General features: G+C 47.0%; 20 protein-coding genes. 11 read left to right on the top strand and 9 right to left on the bottom strand.

The genetic code is table 11. From position 1 onward, the window contains the following. Nucleotides 1–278: 278 nt before the first annotated feature. From HGO26_RS06590 to HGO26_RS06565, 6 genes are all read right to left on the bottom strand, one after another. Complete coding sequence (locus tag HGO26_RS06590) at nt 279–1,676, bottom strand: ATP-binding protein (RefSeq protein ID WP_168824057.1); 1,398 nt, start codon at nt 1,674–1,676, stop codon at nt 279–281. A gap of 84 nt (nt 1,677–1,760) precedes the next feature. Continuing rightward, nucleotides 1,761–2,420, bottom strand: a complete 660-nt coding sequence (locus tag HGO26_RS06585; RefSeq protein WP_028760171.1) for a response regulator transcription factor — start codon at nt 2,418–2,420, stop codon at nt 1,761–1,763. A gap of 20 nt (nt 2,421–2,440) precedes the next feature. After that, nucleotides 2,441–3,349, bottom strand: a complete 909-nt coding sequence (locus HGO26_RS06580) for an FAD:protein FMN transferase (RefSeq protein ID WP_168824054.1) — start codon at nt 3,347–3,349, stop codon at nt 2,441–2,443. Between the two features lie 130 nt (nt 3,350–3,479). Next, nucleotides 3,480–4,799 carry a DUF3570 domain-containing protein gene (locus HGO26_RS06575; RefSeq protein ID WP_168824052.1) on the bottom strand — a complete coding sequence of 440 codons (1,320 nt, stop codon included), beginning with the start codon at nt 4,797–4,799 and terminating at the stop codon, nt 3,480–3,482. 164 nt (nt 4,800–4,963) lie between these two features. Next, nucleotides 4,964–5,182 carry a DUF4266 domain-containing protein gene (locus HGO26_RS06570; RefSeq protein ID WP_028760174.1) on the bottom strand — a complete coding sequence of 73 codons (219 nt, stop codon included), beginning with the start codon at nt 5,180–5,182 and terminating at the stop codon, nt 4,964–4,966. A 3-nt stretch (nt 5,183–5,185) separates the two neighbouring features. After that, entirely contained in the window at nt 5,186–5,653 is a 468-nt protein-coding gene (locus HGO26_RS06565; protein ID WP_028760175.1) for a TlpA disulfide reductase family protein, read from the bottom strand. Between the two features lie 384 nt (nt 5,654–6,037). On the opposite strand from HGO26_RS06565, the gene hyaA reads away from it, so the two are divergent. The 11 genes from hyaA (at nt 6,038) to hypA (ending at nt 18,366) form a co-directional block, all read left to right on the top strand. Continuing rightward, complete coding sequence (hyaA, locus tag HGO26_RS06560) at nt 6,038–7,174, top strand: nickel-dependent hydrogenase small subunit (protein WP_028760176.1); 1,137 nt, start codon at nt 6,038–6,040, stop codon at nt 7,172–7,174. A gap of 3 nt (nt 7,175–7,177) precedes the next feature. After that, complete coding sequence (gene hyaB / locus HGO26_RS06555; protein ID WP_168824050.1) at nt 7,178–8,881, top strand: nickel-dependent hydrogenase large subunit; 1,704 nt, start codon at nt 7,178–7,180, stop codon at nt 8,879–8,881. A 19-nt stretch (nt 8,882–8,900) separates the two neighbouring features. Further along, the gene (cybH, locus tag HGO26_RS06550) at nt 8,901–9,575 is read left to right on the top strand and encodes a Ni/Fe-hydrogenase, b-type cytochrome subunit (protein ID WP_028760178.1); all 675 of its coding nucleotides are present in this window, start codon (nt 8,901–8,903) and stop codon (nt 9,573–9,575) included. Between the two features lie 7 nt (nt 9,576–9,582). Further along, entirely contained in the window at nt 9,583–10,140 is a 558-nt protein-coding gene (locus tag HGO26_RS06545; RefSeq protein ID WP_105252281.1) for a HyaD/HybD family hydrogenase maturation endopeptidase, read from the top strand. Nucleotides 10,141–10,143: 3 nt separating this feature from the next. Further along, nucleotides 10,144–12,060 (top strand): Kae1-like domain-containing protein, encoded by a 1,917-nt coding sequence (locus HGO26_RS06540; RefSeq protein ID WP_168824048.1) that lies wholly within the window; start codon nt 10,144–10,146, stop codon nt 12,058–12,060. Then, nucleotides 12,053–14,572, top strand: a complete 2,520-nt coding sequence (gene hypF, locus HGO26_RS06535; protein WP_425596653.1) for a carbamoyltransferase HypF — start codon at nt 12,053–12,055, stop codon at nt 14,570–14,572. Before HGO26_RS06540 ends, hypF begins: the two co-directional genes overlap by 8 nt. Before the next feature lie 187 nt (nt 14,573–14,759). Continuing rightward, entirely contained in the window at nt 14,760–15,557 is a 798-nt protein-coding gene (hypB, locus tag HGO26_RS06530; protein ID WP_168824044.1) for a hydrogenase nickel incorporation protein HypB, read from the top strand. Continuing rightward, complete coding sequence (locus tag HGO26_RS06525) at nt 15,557–15,802, top strand: HypC/HybG/HupF family hydrogenase formation chaperone (protein WP_028760183.1); 246 nt, start codon at nt 15,557–15,559, stop codon at nt 15,800–15,802. The genes hypB and HGO26_RS06525 overlap by 1 nt, the downstream gene beginning before the upstream one ends. Before the next feature lie 62 nt (nt 15,803–15,864). Beyond that, entirely contained in the window at nt 15,865–17,004 is a 1,140-nt protein-coding gene (hypD, locus tag HGO26_RS06520; protein WP_168824042.1) for a hydrogenase formation protein HypD, read from the top strand. Next, nucleotides 16,997–18,013 carry a hydrogenase expression/formation protein HypE gene (gene hypE / locus HGO26_RS06515; protein WP_168824040.1) on the top strand — a complete coding sequence of 339 codons (1,017 nt, stop codon included), beginning with the start codon at nt 16,997–16,999 and terminating at the stop codon, nt 18,011–18,013. The genes hypD and hypE overlap by 8 nt, the downstream gene beginning before the upstream one ends. Further along, entirely contained in the window at nt 18,013–18,366 is a 354-nt protein-coding gene (hypA, locus tag HGO26_RS06510) for a hydrogenase maturation nickel metallochaperone HypA (RefSeq protein WP_168824038.1), read from the top strand. Before hypE ends, hypA begins: the two co-directional genes overlap by 1 nt. Before the next feature lie 155 nt (nt 18,367–18,521). On the opposite strand, the gene lpxM is transcribed toward hypA, so the two are convergent. The 3 genes from lpxM to pheT form a co-directional block, all read right to left on the bottom strand. Beyond that, nucleotides 18,522–19,460, bottom strand: coding sequence for a lauroyl-Kdo(2)-lipid IV(A) myristoyltransferase (gene lpxM, locus HGO26_RS06505; protein WP_168824036.1), 939 nt, complete (start codon nt 19,458–19,460; stop codon nt 18,522–18,524). Nucleotides 19,461–19,564: 104 nt separating this feature from the next. Continuing rightward, entirely contained in the window at nt 19,565–19,861 is a 297-nt protein-coding gene (gene ihfA / locus HGO26_RS06500; protein WP_006081370.1) for an integration host factor subunit alpha, read from the bottom strand. Nucleotides 19,862–19,864: 3 nt separating this feature from the next. Next, entirely contained in the window at nt 19,865–22,252 is a 2,388-nt protein-coding gene (gene pheT, locus HGO26_RS06495) for a phenylalanine--tRNA ligase subunit beta (RefSeq protein ID WP_168824034.1), read from the bottom strand. Nucleotides 22,253–22,262 lie beyond the last annotated feature (10 nt).

The following is a 22,262-nucleotide window of genomic DNA, read 5'->3' as shown; positions in this document are numbered from 1 at the left end:
TAACATTATCATGCTTATTTCTGTTTTCAAAGTTACAAAAACAAATTAAGTGATCCAAATGCTACATTATTGAAAGTAAAATGAGCCTTTTTACGCCTCAACTAAGTGTTGATGATCTTAGATGAAATATCACAATAAGCGAATCAATCTGTTGGTAAGCCTAAGGATTAACACTAAGACAGCAGGAAATTTCAAAATTTTACCCGCTTAAATGTATCAAAACAACTGAGCTGATGTCACTGAAACTGCGGATCTATTTTAACATTTCATTGCCTGAACTATTTTGGCAGAAAAAGTGTCACAGATAATCCACCTTGATCCCTAGGCGCAATCACTAAACGACCTTGGTGCAATTCTATGATGTGATAACAGATAGACAAACCTAATCCCGCTCCTATGCCTTCATTTTCATTCACACGATAAAAACGTTCTGTCGCATTGGCAATCTGCGGCTCTGTCATGCCTTGGCCTCGATCCGCGACACAAATACAGATTTCATCATCCAAAGCATGGGCCAACACTGAAATCTCCGATTCCTGTGGACTGTATTTACAGGCATTTTCGATAATATTCTTCAGTACAAGTAGCAAATAAAAACGATCACAGGTCACCGTTAGATTGGATGCGATATCGATATTCCATTCATAATCTGTGATTTGTGGCATTAATTGATTAAGCGCATCTTCGACCATAGGCAAAATGGCGTGGGATGACACATTAAGCTCATTAATCGAGTCCACCCTTGCTAATACGAGTAATTGTTCAACGGTATGACTCATGTGCACGACGCCAGCATCTATCGCAGCTAAATGGAATTTCTGCTGCGGATCATCATCAATCAGACTCTCTAAGCCATGTTGATGTAATTTAATCACAGATAATGGCGTTTTAAGCTCATGGGCCGCATCGGCGCTAAAACGACGCTCACGGGCGATAAATCGCGCGATACTATTGATATATAAGTTCAATGCGCGCCGAACAGGGACTAATTCTTTAGGCAATGACATAGTCAACGGGGTCAAATCGTTGGGCGCCCGTCCAATTAATTCTCTTTCAAAGGTTTTTAATGGCCGAAACAAGAGATAAAACAAGAAGCTAACAATAATTAATGTTAAAGGCACTACCATTAAAGGCACAATAACGGCGTTATGCATGATTTGCGATACAAGCTCTCGGCGTACTTCATCCTGTTGAGCAGTGACAATCCAAACATGATTTTTAACCGAAAAAAAACTGAACACATGCCAAAGTTCTCCTTCGAACACTTTCTTATGATAGCCCTGTACGAATCGACTAATAGGTTGATGACCAATATTATCCGATAAAACTAAGGCCTCACCCGCCTCACTCCAGATTTGAAACGCCAATTTATGCTCATAGGCCAGTTTCAGCGCATCGGCCTTTTCGGCAAAGGAACTGATCTGGCTATCGGGAACGTGGAGCACTTGGGGTATGACGAGATCCTGAGCTGTTGCATTGGGCTCAGTATGATAGAACAACTCCAACATTTTAGCGGTTTGGAGCATTTGCGCATCGAAGAGTTCTTCTATTTGATGCTTAGAATCCCGAGTACTCAACCAGCTAGATACAGCGACGGATACTGAAATACCTGACAAAATTAATAATGTCAGTACCAAACGCAGTGAATACACATCTAGCCCCTTTAATCGAATCACTTCTTTTTCCTAACGACTATGCTTCAAGTCATCACTGCGTTATCAGTACCCACAAACGTGGAGCTTGTCACTTAACTCTTCAAATTAATTTATTTCAATCAAGGTATAGCCTATTCCACGCACGGTTTTGATTAATTCATTGGCAAGTTTTTTGCGCAGATGGTGGATATGCACTTCTATTGAATTACTGCCGACTTCATCCCAGCCATAGGTTAACTGTTCTAACTGGCTGCGGGTCAATACACGCCCTGCCGACTGAGCGAGTTCGAGCAGTAATTGAAATTCACGCCGTGAAAGCAGCACATTTTGATCGCGAAAGGTCACTTCACGGGTATTTAAATCAATGCAAAGCGCACCAATAATCAAACTGTTGTGATCGAGCCCATACTGACGCCTGACGATAGCACGAATGCGCGCGGCTAGTTCACGCACATCAAAAGGTTTACCGAGATAATCATCGGCGCCCATGTCTAAACATTCGAGCTTAGTGTCAAAATCCGTATTCGCGGTCAAAACTATTGTGGGAATTGACACTCCCTGCTGGCGCCAAGCTTTAAGTAACTCTTTACCATTACCGTCAGGCAATCCCAGATCGAGCACTATGGCACTGAAGCTTTCATTTTTAACCCCCAGCAAGGCTTGCTGATAACTATTAAGGTGATCAACTTGCATGCCCAGCTTCGCCAAACTCAAGCAAATTCCTTGGGCTAATAACTCATTGTCTTCAACCAACATAATACGCATTCAATGTCCTTAACTTAGCCCTAACGGAAAATACTGAACTTAACATCTTGTTGCTGTAAAAAATCTTCCGCGTCTCGCCCCTGCAGCATAGCCATAGTGGCGAGCATACCTGCAGTCACGCAGTTTGGCCCTAACACAGTCACAGAGCGCGGCGCATGGATAACGGGATAGCCAGTGCGTGGGTCGACAATATGGCCGTAACGCTTTCCATCGACTTCAAAAAATCGCCGCGTATCGCCACTGGTCGCTAATGCACCCTGACTAATCGCCAGTACACTCGCAGCGTGATCGAGGTGTCGTGGGTCTTCAATTCCCACTTGCCATGGCGTCACTTTGGACACGGGACAAGCGATATCACCGCCAAAATTCACTAACACTGGAATGTCTGGATAACATTCGGCTAACTCATAGGCGACTCTGTCGACCGCATATTCTTTTGCGATACCACCAAAATCCAATTTCATTCCTGTTGGCATCTCAATATGGCGCGAATCAAACTCGATGCGCTCAAATCCCACTAAGGCTTTCGCGGCAAGTATGCGGCCATGTTCGGGCAATTGGGCTTTGGGATCAAAGCGCCACAGTTCCATTAACGGCCCAGCAGAAATATCAAAGAGTCCATCACTGAGCTGAAAACATTGTTTAGCAAAAGCCAATAACTGCCAGGTTTCTTCATCGATAAGCTGCTTATGACCATTGGCATGGTTTAATTGCCACAGACAATTCTGCGCGATAAAGCGACTGTACTTATGTTCGATACGCAGCGCCTCAGTGACAGCCATATCCAACATATCGTCTGCAATATCAAATTGATCGCACCCAATGAGTATTTCACAGGGACTCGCCATGGCCCTAAATTCACCCACATAACCCCAATCACGGCGCTGCAACGAATAAGGTGCGGTCTTTAGGGACGATGTCGACATCATAAATCACCTCTTCACATGGCATCCCACTGGGATTGCGATTGAATAAGTTCAGGCACAAATTGAGTATGGGTAGCTAAGCTACCCATACAGTTTAACGCCTTGCTATCTGAGCCAGTAGCATTATTTCGTATTAAAAAGAATAACTAAACTGTGCTGTAATTGCCTTCTGAGTCGGAAACAGATCGAAGTTTTGCAGCTCTCCAGGAATCGTAGCGCCGTTATTTTTCGGATCCTGTTGGTAATACTCTAAGCGATACGACATCTCATGACCGCCCGATAATCGATGACCAAATTTAATCCCTATCGTATAAGCCGACATATCACCGATACGATAATCGGCACTGGCAAACTCTGGCAGTGGCGTATCAGCCATCAAGAAAGGTTGATAGAAGTTAGCCGCCGTTTGTTGGTAATAGCGCAAATGTAATTGACCATAGAAATTGCCGGTAAAGTAATACCGATAATGGGTTTCTAAGGTATGCGATGTGAGGTCCCAGTCATCGGTATTATAACGATAGGAAAAATCCACCACACCCGCATCTAATGCGCCTTTGGTCATCACGTAAAAACTGTGCTTCAAGCGCGAATCGGGGCGGCTTTCATACAATAAATCCTGAGTAATGCCGTTGTTATCCACCACACTGAGCACCTTGTAGGGATCCGTTAAATAGCCATTCACACTCGACAAGCCGTAATTGGCCTGCAACAACCAGCGCTGACTAAGCACTTGGGTGATACCTAACATCACATCCGCGGTCTGCTTATTATCACTGCCACCTTGACGAGTCGCATCGAATGCGCTTCGATAAGCTTCCTCACTGGTGAAGTTATCGCGAATGACCATCGAAGATAAATCCACCGGACGACCGCCAACGGGGTCAACCACATCGAAACTATAAGCCGTACCTAAAAATAAAGTGGTGTTGTCTTTATTAAACCCTCGCTCAATTCCGGCATTGATGCCCATTGACATATAATCAAACTCTTTCGAGCCATATGCGCCAACACTGAGTTTCCAATCTGGTGTTAGCACTTCACTCCAACCGACATTGGCTTGTACGCGAGTATCGTGAAAGGTGTCATCTAACGGCGTTTCCCCCGCTGAAACATGATATTGCCCATTACCTGATGGTCGAGTAAACGTTTGGCTGGTACTTTGGGCCACAGCGCCCGATGCTGAAGGACCCGTTAGACTGTCAACCACGAGTTTGAGATCCAGCACACTGTCATCGCCAAAGGCTTTTTGCGCTGTGCCTATGGCTTCGATGGCTTGTACTCTATCTTGCTCACCGTAATACATTAACGCAGCATCAATCTTCCAGTCGTCAGCTTTTTTAGATAATTCAGTCGCATGGCCACTTGTTGCAAACAGTCCACAACTGGCTAATGCGAGAGCACCCGCTATCTGCTTCGATTGTCTTGTATTTATTTGGTTCTTTTTTTGAGTCATAGCTGACAACACCTGTAGGTCACTTCAATCTATTCAATACCGCGGGATTTCGCCCCAGATTTTAGAACATCTGCTCGTCACATTTGTTTTAGTACGTCTGTTCATTACATCTGTGCGTTACATCTATTCGTTACATCTAAGGGCAAATAACACCAACGGAGAGTTTAGTTACAGCCACATCCGCCACCGGCAAATGCACGACCGCCGCTACTGCCTTCTTTACTAAAATAAATATGATCATCGAGTGCAAGATCGAGCTTTTCACTGTCGAGCGCCATATCGCTGCGGGCCAACTGGCCTTTCTCCCACGGCTGCACTCCTAAACTTGAACATCCACTCAAACCTATGATGAGCGTTACTGCGACTAATGCGGGTTTAAGCATAAATTACTCCTTCAGTAAATTGACGAGCTCTTGCTCGTATTCAGCGGTTTTATCGGCATAAAAGCCAACATGATGCTGTACTAACTGACCTTGTCGATTGAACATAAAACTGCTCGGCATGCCCAGCAAATCGAAACTGCGAGCGACATCACCTTCGGGGTTAAAACGCACTGAAAAATTGGCAGGGACTTGTTTTAAGAATTCCTGGGCTAACTCGTTATCTGTATCTAGGTTGATTGCCACAACAGCTAATCCCTGATCTTGATACTTTTTTTGTATTTCATTCATCCAAGGAAACGATTTACGGCAAGGGCCACACCAGGATGCCCAAAAATCGACATAGACGACTTTGCCTTTAAACTCACTCAGGGAAACAGCTTGGTTTTGCGCGTTAAACACTTGATAGTCCAGCGATGGCGCGGCTTGTACGCCTGCGGCCAATAAACTGAGTAACAATAATATTTTCTTCATAGCATATTCCGCGTTAACGATTACGTTCGAATCTATTAACTGAATCTTAAGGTTTTCTTAAACAAGCTTATATAAGTTTAATTAACCTGCTCGCCCAGACTCACCACGCGAATGAACCATAGTCATCTGCATGGCCTTAATCACATGAGTGCTGATTAAGTGACCGATTTCATCCAAAATGGCAAATGTGAGACATTTTGTCCCATTAGAAAAAGTGAAATTAGATCTGTGTCATGTTAATTAAATGTCAAAATCAGTTCGGTCACATCTCTTAAAAATTCTTGATATACATCAATAATCTTTACACTCCAACGGCCTAAACTGGCACTGTCAATTATGTAAACCCTTACCAATTTACATTTAAATAACAAAAAAGGTTGACCCATGGACACACATGCAGCCCTATATGAACAGGGAAAGGCGCGCTTAGATGCGTTACGCCAATTCGCTCCCCGTCAACAACAATCGCTGATTGAAAAAATGCAACAGCACGGCATTAGTCGCCGTGATTTTATGAAGTGGAGTGCCATGGTGACGAGCATGCTCGCATTACCCCTCCCCTTTAGTAACTTAGTGGCCGAAGCTGCCGAATTAGCCGATCGTGTACCCTTAATCTGGTTACATATGGCCGAATGTACTGGCTGCTCCGAATCTTTAATTCGTACCGATACCCCCAATCTAGACTCACTGATTTTCGATCATATTTCCTTGGAATATCACGAAACCTTAATGGCTGCAGCGGGTTGGCAAGCCGAAGAAAACCTCGAACATGCACTCGAAACCTACAAGGGCCGCTATTTACTGGCCGTTGAAGGGGCGATTCCGACTGCAAATAACGGCAGTTTCTTAACTGTGGGTTGTAAAGGCCACACAGGGTTAGAAATCATCAAGCATGCTGCAGAAGGCGCCGCCGCGATTATCTCTGTCGGCACTTGTGCGGCGTTTGGTGGGGTGCAAGCCGCTTATCCAAACCCAACGGGGGCTAAAGGCGTGCATGAAGTGGTCAGTAAACCCGTGATTAACTTAGGCGGTTGCCCACCGAGTGAAAAGAACATAGTCGGCACTTTGATGTACTTCATCATGTTCGGAAAATTACCTGCGCTGGATATGTTTAATAGACCTAAATGGGCTTACGGCGCACGGGTACACGATAACTGTGAACGCCGCGGCCGCTTCGATGCTGGTGAATTCGTTGAAGAATTTGGCGATCACGGTGCGAAAGAAGGCTACTGCCTTTATAAAGTCGGTTGTAAAGGCCCTTACACCTACAACAACTGCCCAACCGAGCGCTTTAACCATCACACTAGCTGGCCAGTACTCGCTGGACACGGTTGTATGGGTTGCTCAGAACCTAACTTCTGGGACGATATGGCTGACTTTGAAAAACCCCTTGGCCGTCAACTCCTCCATGGATTGGATGCGACCGCAGATACTATTGGTGCGGTGATTTTAGGCGCGACTGTGGTGGGCATTGGAGCCCATGCCGTTGCCAGTATTTTTGCCAAACCGCTGGAGGAATAACCCATGAGCAAGCGCGTTGTTATAGACCCTATCACACGTATCGAGGGTCACTTACGTATCGAAGTCGAAGTTGATGAAAATAACGTCATCAACAAGGCTTGGTCATCCTCCACACTTTGGCGCGGTATTGAAGTCATTCTCAAAGGCCGCACGCCTATGGATGTTGGCCTTATTGTGCAACGTATCTGTGGCGTATGTACCTATTCCCACTACCGCTGCGGTACTGAAGCGGTTGAAAATGCGTTAGGAATTCAAATTCCATTGAACGCGAGATACTTACGTTCATTAATGCAAACCTCTTTATACATGCATGACCATATTGTGCATTTCTACCATCTACACGGCTTAGATTGGGTTGATGTGGTTTCTGCACTGAGCGCCGATCCTGCTAAAGCGGCACAAGTTGCCCTGAAATACACAGACCATCCCATAGCGGCGGGTGAAGGTGATTTAAAAGCGGTACAAGAAAGAGTTAAAGGCTTTGTCGAAACGGGAAAATTAGGTCCATTTGCCAACGCTTATTGGGGCAACGGCACCTATAAATTTACCCCAGAGCAAAACCTTATCGCGCTATCTCACTACCTTAAAGCACTTGAAGTACAACGTGTTGCGGCAGAAATGCTAGCCATTTTTGGTGGCAAATCACCACATCCACAATCCGTTGTTGTCGGTGGTGTGACTTCGGTGCGCGACATGCTCAGCCCTGCTCGCCTGCAGGAATGGAAGCAAAAACATGCGACAGTAACTGAATTTATTCTGCGTGCCTATCAAGCAGATATCGTGATGGCGGCCGAGGCCTTTGGTACTGAACCTAGCGTGTTGGGCGGCGTAAACGTGAAAAACTTCATGGCGACCGATGACTTTGTGTTAGCCAATGGCGAATACATGTTTAATCAAGGCGTGATCATGAATGGCGACCTTGCTGGCGTCAGTGATGTGAATCCAGATCTGATTGCCGAAGACGTCAGCCACGCTTGGTATAGCGCCGATGCACCGCAACATCCCTATGACGGTACAACGATTCCTAATTACACTGGTTTTGTTGAACGCGACACTGTCTACGGCAAATTGCCAACACTGGATGGTGATGGCAAATACTCATGGGTGAAATCTCCCCGTTATCAAGGTGAGCCTGTCGAAGTGGGTCCACTCGCCTGCCTATTGGTGAGTTATGCCCGCGGTAACAAGGTGGTCGTGGATTCGGTTAATGGCCTGCTCGCTCGCACAGGTCTACCCGTAGCGGCTCTATTTACCACTTTAGGTCGCACTGCAGCCCGTATGTTGCAGACAGTCATCGTCGCCCAAGAAGGGTTAAAAACCTTTGATGCGCTGCTGACGAATATCCAGTCCGATGAATCTACCTATGTAAAACCCAATATTGATCCAAATAAAGAGTATGTAGGTCACGCCATGATCGAGGCGCCACGCGGCATGTTAAGCCACTGGATCCGCATTAAAAATGGAGTGATTGAGAACTATCAAGCCGTCGTACCGACGACCTGGAACGCAGGTCCTGTGGATGCCAACGGTAAAATGGGTCCCTATGAAGCCTCTTTAATTGGCTTGAAACTGGAAGATCCTACTAAGCCCCTTGAGGTGATACGTATTATTCACTCATTTGACCCTTGCATGGCGTGTTCTGTACACGTAATGGATTTCAAAGGCCAAGCATTGAGCGAGTTCCGTGTCAGTCCCAATGGTCAATAATCGAGGGAGGGAACGCAAAATGAACCATTCTGCAACCCGCATTCGGACACTGATTTTTAGTCCGGCAATTCGGATTTTCCACTGGCTCAGGGCACTATCAATTCTGGTGCTAGTGATCACCGGATTCTATATTGCTTGGCCGTTTCTTGTGGCGCCTGAAAGTACGGACGTACTCGTACAAGGCTGGATCCGCTTCGCTCATCTGATTTGCGGTTTTGTACTAACCGCAATCACTTTAGTGCGCTTCTACCTGTATTTTTTCAGCCGAAGCGACATTGAGCGGCGCTCATTTCGCGATGTCATGAGCGTAAAAAGCTGGATCACTCAACTGAAATCTTACTTATGGATGGGGCACTTACATAAAGCCGGTGTCTATGGACCGCTGCAATTTGTGACTTATGTAGCAATCTCACTGGTCGCTCTTGTGATATGTATAACGGGTCTGGTGTTGTACGCCAATGTGTATCACCAAGGTTTAGGTGGCATGCTTTGGGGCAGCGCCGCTTGGATCACGGCACAAATGGGTGGGCTCGCACAAGTTAGGATTTGGCATCACTACTTAACTTGGGCATTTGTTATCTTTGTGGTTATCCACGTCTATATGGCGGTTTGGTCAGGGATACGCTTCAAACATAACTCAGTTGACTCGATTGTCTCTGGCTATGACTACCCAAAGCCAGACTCACACCACTAGGAGTCCAATGAAGATATTGCTACTCGGTATTGGCAATGTCCTGTACGCCGATGAAGGCATCGGCGTACATTTTGTCAATTATATAGCTGATAATTATCAGTTTACCCATGAGTCCCATCAGCTAACGCTGCTCGACGGCGGCACCTTGGCTCAGGGACTTATCCCTATTATTTGCCAATACGATTATTTAATCGTGGTCGATACAGTTAATGCCAATGGCGTAGAAGCGGGCGAAGTCTATTTCTTCGATTTTGATAAAGCGCCGAAGGAAATCGACTGGCAAGGCAGCGCCCATGAAGTCGAAATGCTGCAAACCCTCAATATGATGGAAATGGTTGGCGACAGGCCTAAAACCTTCGTGCTTGGCGTCACCCCAACCGTGCTCGAACCTATGGTGCTAGGCTTGACCCCTAAAGTCGCCGCCGCGGTACCGTTAATGGAATCAAGCTTGTTATCCCACTTAGCCTCCCTTGGGTTCACTGCGACGCGTGTTGCCGAGCATAGTATCGACTCGCTGATCCCTGACTCTTATAAACGTGGCGTTACTACTGGTGAAAGTATATAGAAGATGAAAAACATCAGATTTGATTTTACCTGCTCACGTCAGGTGCCTTTGTATGCGCATTTATGTAATCAATATCTAAATTACGATGAGCTAAATATCAGCATAGGCTGTGATGGTCAACATAGCTCAGGTCAATATAGTGCTGGCCAACATGACTTTGGCCCTCAAAGCTATTTTATTGAAGCTCAGGGCGAGCAAAACCAACTAGAACAATTGGCCGATGCCATTGCCGCGGACTTTTTGATTTCCGCTTGGTTGATTGACTCTAGTATTAAAGTCATCGACGAGCCCCAGGGCAGTAAAACCTTACTGCCCTTTCCACAGTCTGTATCAAGCCCTGCCATAGTGCCTTTTTGCCAGCATTGTTATCCGTTGATTGGCGATAATCAGTCGGCTAAGTTTGGCACACTCGATTTAATTTGCCCTTGCTGCAAGGGCGAAACACAATTAACGTCCGCACAAAAAGCGTTAACCTTGTCAGATATTAAAGCCATGGCACAGGGACTGCTGACACAAGGCCCACTGACATTAGCGGCCGCCGATAATCTGCAAATCAGCCTGACACCGTTTGAGCAGCCCTTAAGCGAGCGGCCACAACTGTTAATTTGTAATCCCAATACGCTGAACGCCCATTTTTGTCTGAACGATGCGCAGGTGCTCGCGCTTTCGAGTATTGAAAAGCCGCTTATCTGCGCGAGACCCACGCAAGAACACGACAAACTCAGTGCGCCACTGTACGACATTTGCTTTGCCTACAGCCGAGTAATCTTAGTGCTCGGGGAAGTATTACGACAAAAAGGGGTCGATTGGGTTTACATTAAAGGGCCGCATAATAGGCCGAAGCTAGCGTGGGTCGATGGTGCTTGGGCACAAATCGCCAGTCACGATTTAAGCTCAACACAGGTTCAAACCAAGCACTTTATCGCTCCAGAACCCTTAAGGGAAAAAGTCAGTTTTCACGGCTATCAAGCCCAATGGCAAGCGGCGAAACGTTCACGATCGCACCAAGGCGAACTGAGTGTGGCAGTATTAACTCAAGTACCGTCAAGTGAAGACAGTGATATTCATTGCACTAGTATGCTAAGCGATAATAATCAAAATACAGTCAACACAGAAAATCACACCCTTGCAGACGCAGCGCTATTCAGTGCGCTGCTCAACGGTAAGTTTACCAGTCATAAACAGGCAAAAAATGCCGCAGTCATTTACTTAAGCCATACCCACGCCAGTCAAATTGTCACCTGCGATAATAAGGCCGACACTGAACTTTTCTTCGCCCTGCCCGAGCTGCCCGATAACGGTTACGAAATCTTCCATCAACTGGACAGCAGTCCGCAAAAAGCCGTAGCGCAAAAATTTAAGAGCCTATTCCCCGAAGATTACCTAAAACTTTTAAGCCTAAAGCTTCACGGCAGACGGGACAACTTACAAAGCCTGTGGGCGATTGCTGCCATATTAATTGGCCTTAATACACAAGAAGAGACTCAAAGCCAAGCAAGGCTCAGCGATGCACTCATGGCCGCCGCCATGCGCTACCACGGTGCTAATGCACCGCGTATCGATTATCCGCTGACCAAAGGTGAAGCCCACCGCAGCCTAAATTGGTGTAAAACCTTAGGCACTGTCTTAAGTTTTCGTATTGCGGGTAATGACGATCCGAGTCAGCTCGCCTTTGCGATGCAAGACTCGCTGGCGGACTATTTATCTAACTGGATCGAGCATATCGACTTAAATATCGGCGTGCACAATATAGCCTTAGCGGGCAATGAATTAATCAATGAAACCCTGTGCAAACGCATCAGCTTGCGCTTAGGAAAGAACTTCCCCTTAGTGGTCAATCGCAGCCTAGATTTAGACGGCGATAACTTAGCCGTTGGGGCACTTTACGTTAAGCAGCGACAACTAAATGCCCATGATTAGGAGGCCAAAAGTTAAGTCACAACGTATGAAGCCACATAGGCACAATAGTCGCCACAAAAAGCACAGTGACCTGCAGATAAAACGAAGGCTGGCATTGGAATACCTTGTCCACAAGGGAGCCACGTTAAAGCGTTGTCAGTTGCACGTCACTGGCATAGTACAAGGGGTGGGATTTCGCCCCTTTGTCTATCGTTATGCCCTTGAGTTTCAACTGACGGGCACTGTGCTCAACAATGCCAAGGGCGTGACCATTGAGCTGCAAGGTAATGATGAAAACCTCACTCGCTTTATCACTGTACTCAATACCACCCCACCACCACTCGCCCGTATCGACAATATCAGCCAAATACCACTGCCGATTTTATTAAGCCAAACCACGTTTGAGATTATAAAAAGCGACAGCCATGAGGACGATGACCCAAGTTCACCGATAGGTGCACTGGTGGCAGTATCGGCGGATAAAAGTACCTGCCAAGATTGCTTGAACGACATGCATAATCCTGATGACCGTCACTTTGGCTATGCCTTTACCAACTGCACTAACTGTGGCCCTCGATACACGATTATCAATGCTTTACCCTATGATAGACACAACACCGCTATGGCCGATTTTGACATGTGTCCCGAGTGCGCCAAAGAATATCAAAACCCACTCGACCGCCGCTACCATGCCCAGCCCGTGAGTTGCCCCGCCTGTGGCCCCAGACTCAGCTTAAAAACACCGCAAGGGGAATACATCCTTCCCAATGCCTCAAATGTCAGCGCACCTGAATTGAGTACGGACCTTGCGGTACTGACAGCAGCGGCAGATAGATTACGCCAAGGGCAGATTCTGGCAATTAAAGGATTGGGTGGATTTCACTTAATCTGTGATGCCCGAAGTGACAATGCCGTCAACGCACTCCGGCTGCGAAAACAGCGCCAAGCCAAGCCGCTAGCGGTGATGATGGCGGATATCACCATGGCGCAGCACTATGTCACAGGGACGGATGCCGAGTGGCGAGTACTGAGTTCGCAGGAAAGGCCCATAGTGCTGATGAGCAGCCGAGCCGAACATGATCTCAGCTTAGCTGTCGCCCCCAATCTGAATAAACTCGGGGTATTTTTACCCTATACACCGCTACATCATTTGCTATTAGGTCTCTTCAAAGGGCCATTAGTTGCAACCAGCGCCAATGTTTCCGGTGAACCTATCATCACAGATTGTGACGAGCTGATTAACAGCTTAAGCCATGTGGTGGATGCCATAGTCGATCATAATCGGCCGATTATTAATGGCTGCGATGACAGTGTGGTGCAAGTGATTAAGCCGCAACTGGACTACTCCGCAGAGGTGCAAGTATTGCGCCTCGCCCGCGGCTATGCACCGTTAAGTTTCCCCTTAGAGATACCGCTGACCCAATCGATTTTGGCCGTGGGCGCACAACAAAAAAATGCCATCGCCTTAGGCTTTGGCAATAATGTGTTTTTAAGTCCCCATATTGGCGACCTGTTCAGTGTCAGCGCCGAGCAGTATTTTGAGCGCACCTTAGCCACTTTTGCTCGGTTGTATCACTTTACGCCAAATCTTATTATTCGCGATAAACACCCAGATTATGCCCCTTCGCGCTGGGCTGAAATGCACTCAAACTCGAGTGTAAAACTCAGCGATACCCGTCAAAACCAATGTTTATCGGTGCAACACCACCATGCCCATGTGCTCAGCGTAATGGCGGTTAATCAATATCGAGAGCCCGTATTGGGCTTTAGTTTTGACGGTACTGGGCTTGGCGACGATGGCAGTTTATGGGGCGGTGAAGTGCTATTAACTACGCTCGATAAAGCGCAGCGACTAGCCCATTTTGAGCCCATAGCCCTGTTAGGCGGCGAGCAAGCCATTAAGCAACCCGTTAGGTTGTTACTGGCATTATTGTTCGAGCAAATGAGCCTCGATGCTGTGCTCGCATTGCAATTACCTATATTAAACAACATGCGCCCAAACACTCTGACTAACTTACATAAGATCTGGCAGAACGGCAGCGCGATAAAAACCTCCTCTGTCGGGCGACTGTTCGATGCCCTCGCCTGCGCCTTAGGCTTAATCGAAACAACACTGTTTGAAGGCCAAGCGGGCATGGCAATAGAAGCCGCGGCCAATCGCGCCGATGCATTAGCCCTTGAAGTCATTTCGCTTAACTTACCTCTTGACATCGACCAGTGGCGCAGCAGTGAGATGTTCAAGCAAATTGTTGAATTGATTACAGCACAACCGCTAACAGACAATAGATGCTATGCCATCGCCCGCGCCTTTTTACACACATTAGGTGATGCTATTTGTGATTATGCTGCCCAGTATCAACACCTCCCAACCGTGCTCTGCGGTGGCGTATTTCAAAATACATATCTATTGGAATACTGCCTGAGCAAGCTCTGCGCCCAAGGAAATAAAGTGTTATCCAGTAAACAGCTCCCAATCAATGATGGCGGCATCGCCCTAGGCCAACTTTGGTATGGCATTCATCAGAGTCAATAACCTTACCTATTTGATAACCCCTGATGTTCGCTCGCCATTTTTATCCCCATAAACCTGACGAACATCAAAGATCCGTAGCGCAATTTGTATCACACTCAACATTAGCGTAACCAAATTAACGATTCGTACATCAATCATTATTTGTCAGGCAAAGTCCTCGTACTCTGCCGATACAAGGAGAGGTAAAATGTGTAAAGACTGCGGCTGCTCCCTTACCCGCCACGACCATGATCATCTAGGCGCGCATGCCCATAGCCATGAGCATAATCATGACCATTCACATACTCATGAGCATAACCATCAAGAGTTACACACAAATCCTCAGTTAAACGATAAAAAAACCTTGTCAGTCATCCACAAAATTTTAGATAAAAATGATGTCGAAGCAGGTCATAACCGCGCCCACTTTGAGGCACATAACATTACTGCCTTCAACATCATGAGTAGCCCGGGCAGTGGCAAAACCACCCTATTAGAAAATCTCAAAGAATACACGCAGCTCAACTATGCAGTGATCGAGGGCGACTTAGAAACCTCCCGCGATGCCGACCGCCTCATCGCTAAAGGCATTAAGGCCTATCAAATTCAAACGGGCAGCGCCTGCCACCTCGACGCCTTTATGGTGCACGGTGCCCTACATCATCTGCCGCTTGAAGGACTCGATATTTGCTTTGTCGAAAACGTCGGTAATCTCGTCTGCCCAGCCAGTTATGATGTGGGCACTCACAAAAATATCGTGCTGCTATCAGTGCCAGAAGGCGATGATAAGATTGAGAAATATCCTGTGATGTTCCGCCGCGCCGATGTAGTTTTTATCACAAAGTGCGATCTACTGCCCTATTTTGATTTCAAGATGGACGAAGCCAGAGCGCAGCTTAAAAAACTCAATCCAGCAACTCAAATTATTGAAGTCTCAATTAAAGATGGCGACTCCATGCAGGCTGTAGCCGCTTGGCTTAAAGACAATATTCGAGGTGCACAATAATGTGCTTGTCCATACCTTCCCAAGTGGTGGCGGTCGATATTGAGCGCCAGAGTGTCACCGTCGATACCTTAGGCGTGCGCCGCGATGTCAGCAGTCATTTAATGAATGAGCCACTGGAAATTGGCGACTATGTACTTATCCATATTGGTTTTGTGATGAACAAAATTGATAAGGAAGATGCGCAGCAAAGCATTGATCTATACAAAGAAATCGTCACTAAGCTTGAAAATGAAGCCATACACTGACCATCAGCAGTGCAGGATTAAGTCGCAAGGCGCACCCCTATCGAGTGCACCGAGGAAAAAGCATGCTTGAACTAAGACACCTCTATCAAGGCTTTCGCGATCCCCAAACGATTGCCAATTTAGCACGGGATATTCAGTTAACCGCTAAATTGGTTAAGCAACAAATCAATATCATGGAAGTCTGTGGCGGCCATACTCATACGATTATGAAATACGGCTTGCTAGATTTACTGCCGGATAATATTGAATTTATCCATGGTCCTGGCTGCCCAGTGTGCATTATGCCTAAAGAGCGCATTGACCAAGCGGCGGCGCTAGCCTCCCAAGAAAATGTTATTCTTGTGACGCTGGGCGATATGATCCGTGTGCCCGGTTCTAAGGGTTCCTTAGCCAGTTTTAGGGCGAAAGGCTGCGATATTCGGCCGATTTATGATCCCTTAGATACGCTCAAAATTGCCCGCGATAATCCCGATAAAACCGTGGTGTTTTTCGCCATTGGCTTTGAAACCTCAACCCCAATGACAGCAATTTTATTGCAGCTGGCCGAGCACGAAAATCTCGAAAATCTGTTATTCCATATTAATCATGTATTAGTGCCCCCCGCTATTGATGCCGTGATGCACGACCCGAAAGTCAGAGTGAATGCCTTTATTGGCCCCGCCCATGTGAGCGTGATCAGCGGCGCCAAAATCTATCGCAGCACAGTCGAAAACTATGGTACGCCTGTGGTTGTCGCAGGATTTGAACCCGTTGATGTGATGGAGTCGATTTTACGGATTGTGCGCCAAAAAGCCGCGGGTAAAGCTGAGCTCGATATCCAATACAGCCGCGCAGTTTCGGAGGACGGCAACCTCACGGCGCAGGCCAAAGTAAATCAATTCTTCAATGTCAGACCGCAATTTCGCTGGCGCGGCCTAGGCCCAATCCCCAATTCAGCGCTGCAGCTTAAACCCGAATATGCCCACAGAGACGCCGAACTGCGCTTTAAAGACCGCCTACCTGTGAAGGAAATTGACGATCATAAAGCCTGCCAGTGCAGCGATATACTTCGTGGGCTTGCTAAACCAAAGGACTGTAAAGTTTTTGGCCGCGGCTGCAATCCCGAAACGCCCTTAGGCAGTTGCATGGTCAGCTCCGAAGGTGCCTGCAATGCCTATTACCGCTATCAAGGTATCGATATCAAGGAGCCACATCATGGCTGATACGCTTAAAGATAAATCCATTCAACTCAGCCACGGCGGTGGCGGCAAAGAAATGAATAAACTGATCCGTGATCTGTTTTTTGCCGAGTTTGATAATCCAATCCTTCGCAGCGAAGAAGACGCTGCCAAACTCGATTTGCACGGTGCCAACGCCTTTACCACAGACTCTTTCACCGTATCCCCTTTATTTTTTGCCGGTGGTGATATCGGAAAGCTTGCCATCGCAGGCACAGTCAACGATCTCGCTATGATGGGCGCAGAACCTCAGTATTTGAGTTGTAGTGTGATCATCGAAGAAGGCTTTTCTATCAAGGATTTAACTACGATTGTCCGCAGTATGGCGAAAGAATTAAAACACAGTGGTGCACGGATAGTCTGCGGCGACACTAAAGTCGTACCCAAGGGGTGCGCCGATGGTTTATTTATTAATACCTCAGGCATTGGTCGCATCTTGCGTCCCAATATTTCCTCGGCGAATGTCACCGTGGGCGATGCCATTATTGTCTCCCGTGATATTGGCTGCCACGGTGCAGCGATTTTAATGGCGCGTGAAGGACTCACACTCGAATCGGCATTGCAAAGTGACTGCGCGACGCTCTGGCCCATAGTCGAGCAATTAATCGCCGCCAATATTCCCATTCATGCGATGCGCGATGCGACTCGCGGTGGCTTATCGGCAGTGCTGAACGAATGGGCTGTCGCCTCCAATGTTGGTATCACAGTGAATGAAGCCAGTATTCCCGTTAGCGATGAAGTCAAAGGTCTGTGCGAACTCTATGGTTTCGAAGCCATGGATCTTGCCAACGAAGGCACTTTCATCCTCGCCGTTCCCAACGACATCGCCTTAGGTGCGCTCGAGATCATGCAACGCTTTGGGCGCTGTGAGCATGCAGCGATAATCGGCACTGTGAGTGAGGATTTAGTGGGGAAAGTCGTACTAAGAACGCCTTGGAATACTAAGCGTTATCTCGATCTTCCCCAGGGTGAACTGCTGCCAAGGATTTGCTGATGCACGAATATTCGATTGTGAGTGCCCTGATTGAGCAATGCGAACAGCACGCGCAGGCCAATCATGCCGATAAAATCACCCGAGTGGATATCAAACTAGGCGTCATGAGCGGGGTTGAACCTAGCCTGCTACAAACAGCCTTCGATACGTTTAAGCTCGATGGGATTTGCAAAGAAGCCCTACTCAATATGCAAATTCAGCCGCTAGTGATACTTTGCCAAGACTGCCAGACTGAATCCGTACTGAGTGAGCGCACGGTCGTCTGCCCTGCATGTCAAAGCTTTCGTACTCGCGTACTCGATGGCGAAGATATGTTACTGATGCAACTTGAGATGGAACAGAACGAGGATTAATCATCCACGATACGCATGGTTAACGACAGCGCTATTGATAAAACGCTCTATAAATAAAGAGTGCTATCAATAAATAACGCCCTTCAACACAAAAATGGCTTCGAGCAATCAGCGCTCAAAGCCATTTTAAACCACACTATTTCAGTCACGCTATATCAGCCGTAAATAGAAGCTTCACCCTCTGGGCGCGTCTTGAGAACGCGCAAGAACCACATATACTGCTCAGGGTAAGCTAAGATCACTTGCTCGACCACTTTGTTCAGTGCCAACGCCTCGTTTTCTTTGCCCACCATGTCTTCAGGCGCAACGGCCGCCATCACGGTGAGATCAAATTGGCGTGTCGCTTGGTTGTAGCCAATCTTTACTGGCAGCACTTGGGCATTACCCGCCTGCGCTAAACGCCCAACAACAGGTAGCGTTGCCTTCACTGTGCCTAAAAAAGGCGCAAACACGCTTTGTTCAGGACCTAAGTCTTCATCGGGAAGATAAAAGAAACTGTTACCGCGCTTAAGCTCAGCCAATAACGCCCGAATGCCCGCCTCGCGCATATACACATGGCCACCACAACTGCTGCGTACACGATTACTAAACCAATTGAATAACCCGTTTTTATGGGCTTTGGCCATAGTCACCATAGGCAACTCAAGGTTAAGGCGTAAACCAGCATAATCGATTGGCCACACATGGGGCATGATAAAAATGATCGGCTGCCCCGCAGCCTGCGCTTTAGTCACATGCTCAAAGCCGATTAAATTGACTCTACGACGTAAATGCGCTTTTGAGCGCACCAGCAATTCACCCTGTGCTAACAACACCAAAACGAAGTTTTGCACGTTCTCACGGATTAACACTTCAATCTCGGCGGTGGATTGATTAGGAAAGCACGCCCTTAAGTTGGCTCTGGCAACGCTAATGGGCTTTTTGGCAATTGGCATCACTATTTTTGCCAATAATCTTGCAATAGGATCACGCAGCCATGCGGGCATGAGTCCGAAAATCACTAATAGACCAATCACTAACCAAGTGGCCCAGTATCTAGGGTGTAATAAGGCGAGTTTAAAACGACGGTCAAAATGTTTGGGCTGTCTTGACAAAGAATTCACCTCAGACAGTGGATAAAAACAATGGAGATATTGCACGAAAAAATAAACAGGAAAGCCACTCTCTAAGGAGTGGCTTTCCCATCAAACAAACGAAATTACTTACCCGTGTTTGCTGCTTCTACACGAGTTTTCAGCTTTTGGCCGGGACGGAAAGTCACGACACGACGAGCAGAAATTGGGATATCTTCGCCTGTTTTTGGGTTCCTTCCCGGTCTTTGATTCTTGTCCCTAAGGTCAAAGTTGCCAAAGCCAGATAACTTGACCTGCTCACCACTTTCAAGTGCGCCCCGAATCTCTTCAAAGAACGACTCAACCATCTCTTTGGCGACACGTTTGTTCATTCCGAGTGTTTCAAAAAGATGTTCTGCCATTTCGGCTTTGGTAAGTGCCATACTTTAATCCCTCAACGATGCGTTGAACTCGGACTTAAGGGCAGAAACGACTGAACCAACGGTCTCAGCAATCTCTTTTTCCTCAAGCGTACGAGTAGTGTCTTGTAATGTAAGTGCTATCGCCAGGCTCTTCTTGCCAGGTTCAACACCTTTACCTAAGTATACATCGAACAAGTTTATGCCAACCAACTGATTTTCGCCAACTTTTCTTATCAATTTCATTACATCACCTGCAGATACACTCTCATCTACTACGACTGCGATGTCACGACGATTAGCTGGAAACTTAGATACAGCTTGGGCTAGCGGCAAACTGGTATGCAATAAAGCATCCAATTCCAACTCAAAAACGATGGTTTTACCATTGAGTCCAAAAGGCTTCTCCAAACTAGGATGGATTGCACCTATATGACCGATCACTCGATCATTTCTCAATATTTCAGCACATTGCCCCGGATGGAGAGCAGAATGCGTCGCTCCTCTAAAGCTAAATTCTGATGCGGAAACTGTCAAGCCGATAATTGCTTCTAAATCACCTTTAAGGTCGAAAAAATCAACAGTTTTCGATTCCATAGCCCAATGTTCATCATTTTGGAGCCCAGTAATGACACAAGCGAGCATTGCTTGCTGTCTTACACCGGATTCTGCATTGATATCAGGAACAAAGCGCAGACCAGTTTCAAAAAGTCTCACGCGACTCTGTTGACGACTTTGGTTGTAGCCAACGGCGGCCAATAAACCGGTGAACATTGACAGGCGCATGGCTGACATTTCACTGGAAATTGGGTTTGGTAACACCATAGCGTCTAAACCAGGATGAACCAGATTTTGCAATTTTGGATCGACAAAGCTGTAGGTTACCGCTTCTTGGAAACCACGAGCGACCAATAAGGCACGCACGCGTTTTAGGCTTAAGTCAGATTCTTTATGATCTGACATACGCAGCGCAGCAACAGGCGCCGTATTCGGGATATTGTTATAACCGTAAATACGGGCAACTTCTTCGATCAAATCTTCTTCAATCGCCATATCAAAACGATAAGTCGCGGTAGTGACCTGCCAACTATCTTGGCCAACAACCACACTAAAACCTAAACGTTGTAGGATTTCAACGACATCGCTATCAGGTACATGATGACCTAAAATTCGATCTAACTTGCTGCGACGTAAAACGATTTGTGCAGGTTTGGGTAAATCAGCCTCTGATTTAGCCTCAACTACAGGGCCAGCTTCACCGCCACAGATATCCAGTACTAAACGCGTAGCACGGTCGATAACCGTGTGTTGCATCTCAGGGTCAACACCACGCTCAAAGCGGTGTGATGAATCTGTGTGCAAACCTAAACGACGTGACTTACCCATAATGGCGAGCGGCGCGAAGAAGGCACATTCAAGCAGTATGTCTTGGGTCGTGTCGCTCACGCCTGAATATTCGCCGCCAAACACACCAGCAAGGGCTAATGGACGCACATCATCGGCGATCACTAAGGTATCGCTTGGGATGGTCACTTCGCTGCCATCAAGCAGGGTGATTTTCTCTTCGCCAGTGCCTAAACGCACTTGGATATCGCCTGTTAATTTGGCAAGATCGAAAGCGTGCATAGGTTGACCGAATTCAATCAACACAAAGTTAGTGATGTCTACGATAGGATCGATAGAGCGAATACCGCTACGGCGCAGTTTTTCCTGCATCCATAATGGCGTAGGCGCTTTCACATTAACGTTTTTAACCACACGGCCTAAGTAACGTGGACACGCTGCAGGCGCGTTAACGTTAATCGTGACCTGTGCATCTGTCGTTGGCGTAACGGCTTGCCACTGTGGCTCAACCACTGTTTGGCGGTTTAACACGCCCACTTCACGGGCAAGACCTGCCATACCTAAGCAATCGGCACGGTTAGCCGTTAAATCCACATCGATAACGGCATCATTAAGTTGCAGATAGTCGCGGATGTCAGTGCCTAATGGCGCGTCCAATGGCAATTCGATAATGCCATCGCTTTCGACGTTAATGCCAAGCTCGCTGTACGAGCACAACATGCCTTCTGATGGCATGCCACGCAGCTTGGCTTTCTTGATTTTGAAATCGCCAGGTAATACGGCGCCAACCATAGCCACGGCCACTTTAAGACCCTGACGGCAGTTTGGTGCACCGCAGACGATATCGATAAGTTCACTACCACCAACGTTGATTTTGGTCACGCGCAGTTTATCGGCATCGGGATGCTGACCACACTCAACCACTTCACCAATCACTACACCGCTAAAATCGGCAGCTACGGCTTCAACGTCATCGACTTCGAGACCGGCCATAGTGATCTGGTGGGATAATGCTTCACGGCTGACTGAAGGGTTTACCCATTCACGAAGCCAAGATTCGCTAAATTTCATGCTATTACAG

This window comes from Shewanella oncorhynchi, assembly GCF_012584455.1.
Lineage (GTDB): Bacteria > Pseudomonadota > Gammaproteobacteria > Enterobacterales > Shewanellaceae > Shewanella > Shewanella oncorhynchi.
The sequence above is the reverse complement of the archived record's forward strand: the minus strand, read 5'-3'. Positions and strand labels throughout refer to the sequence as shown.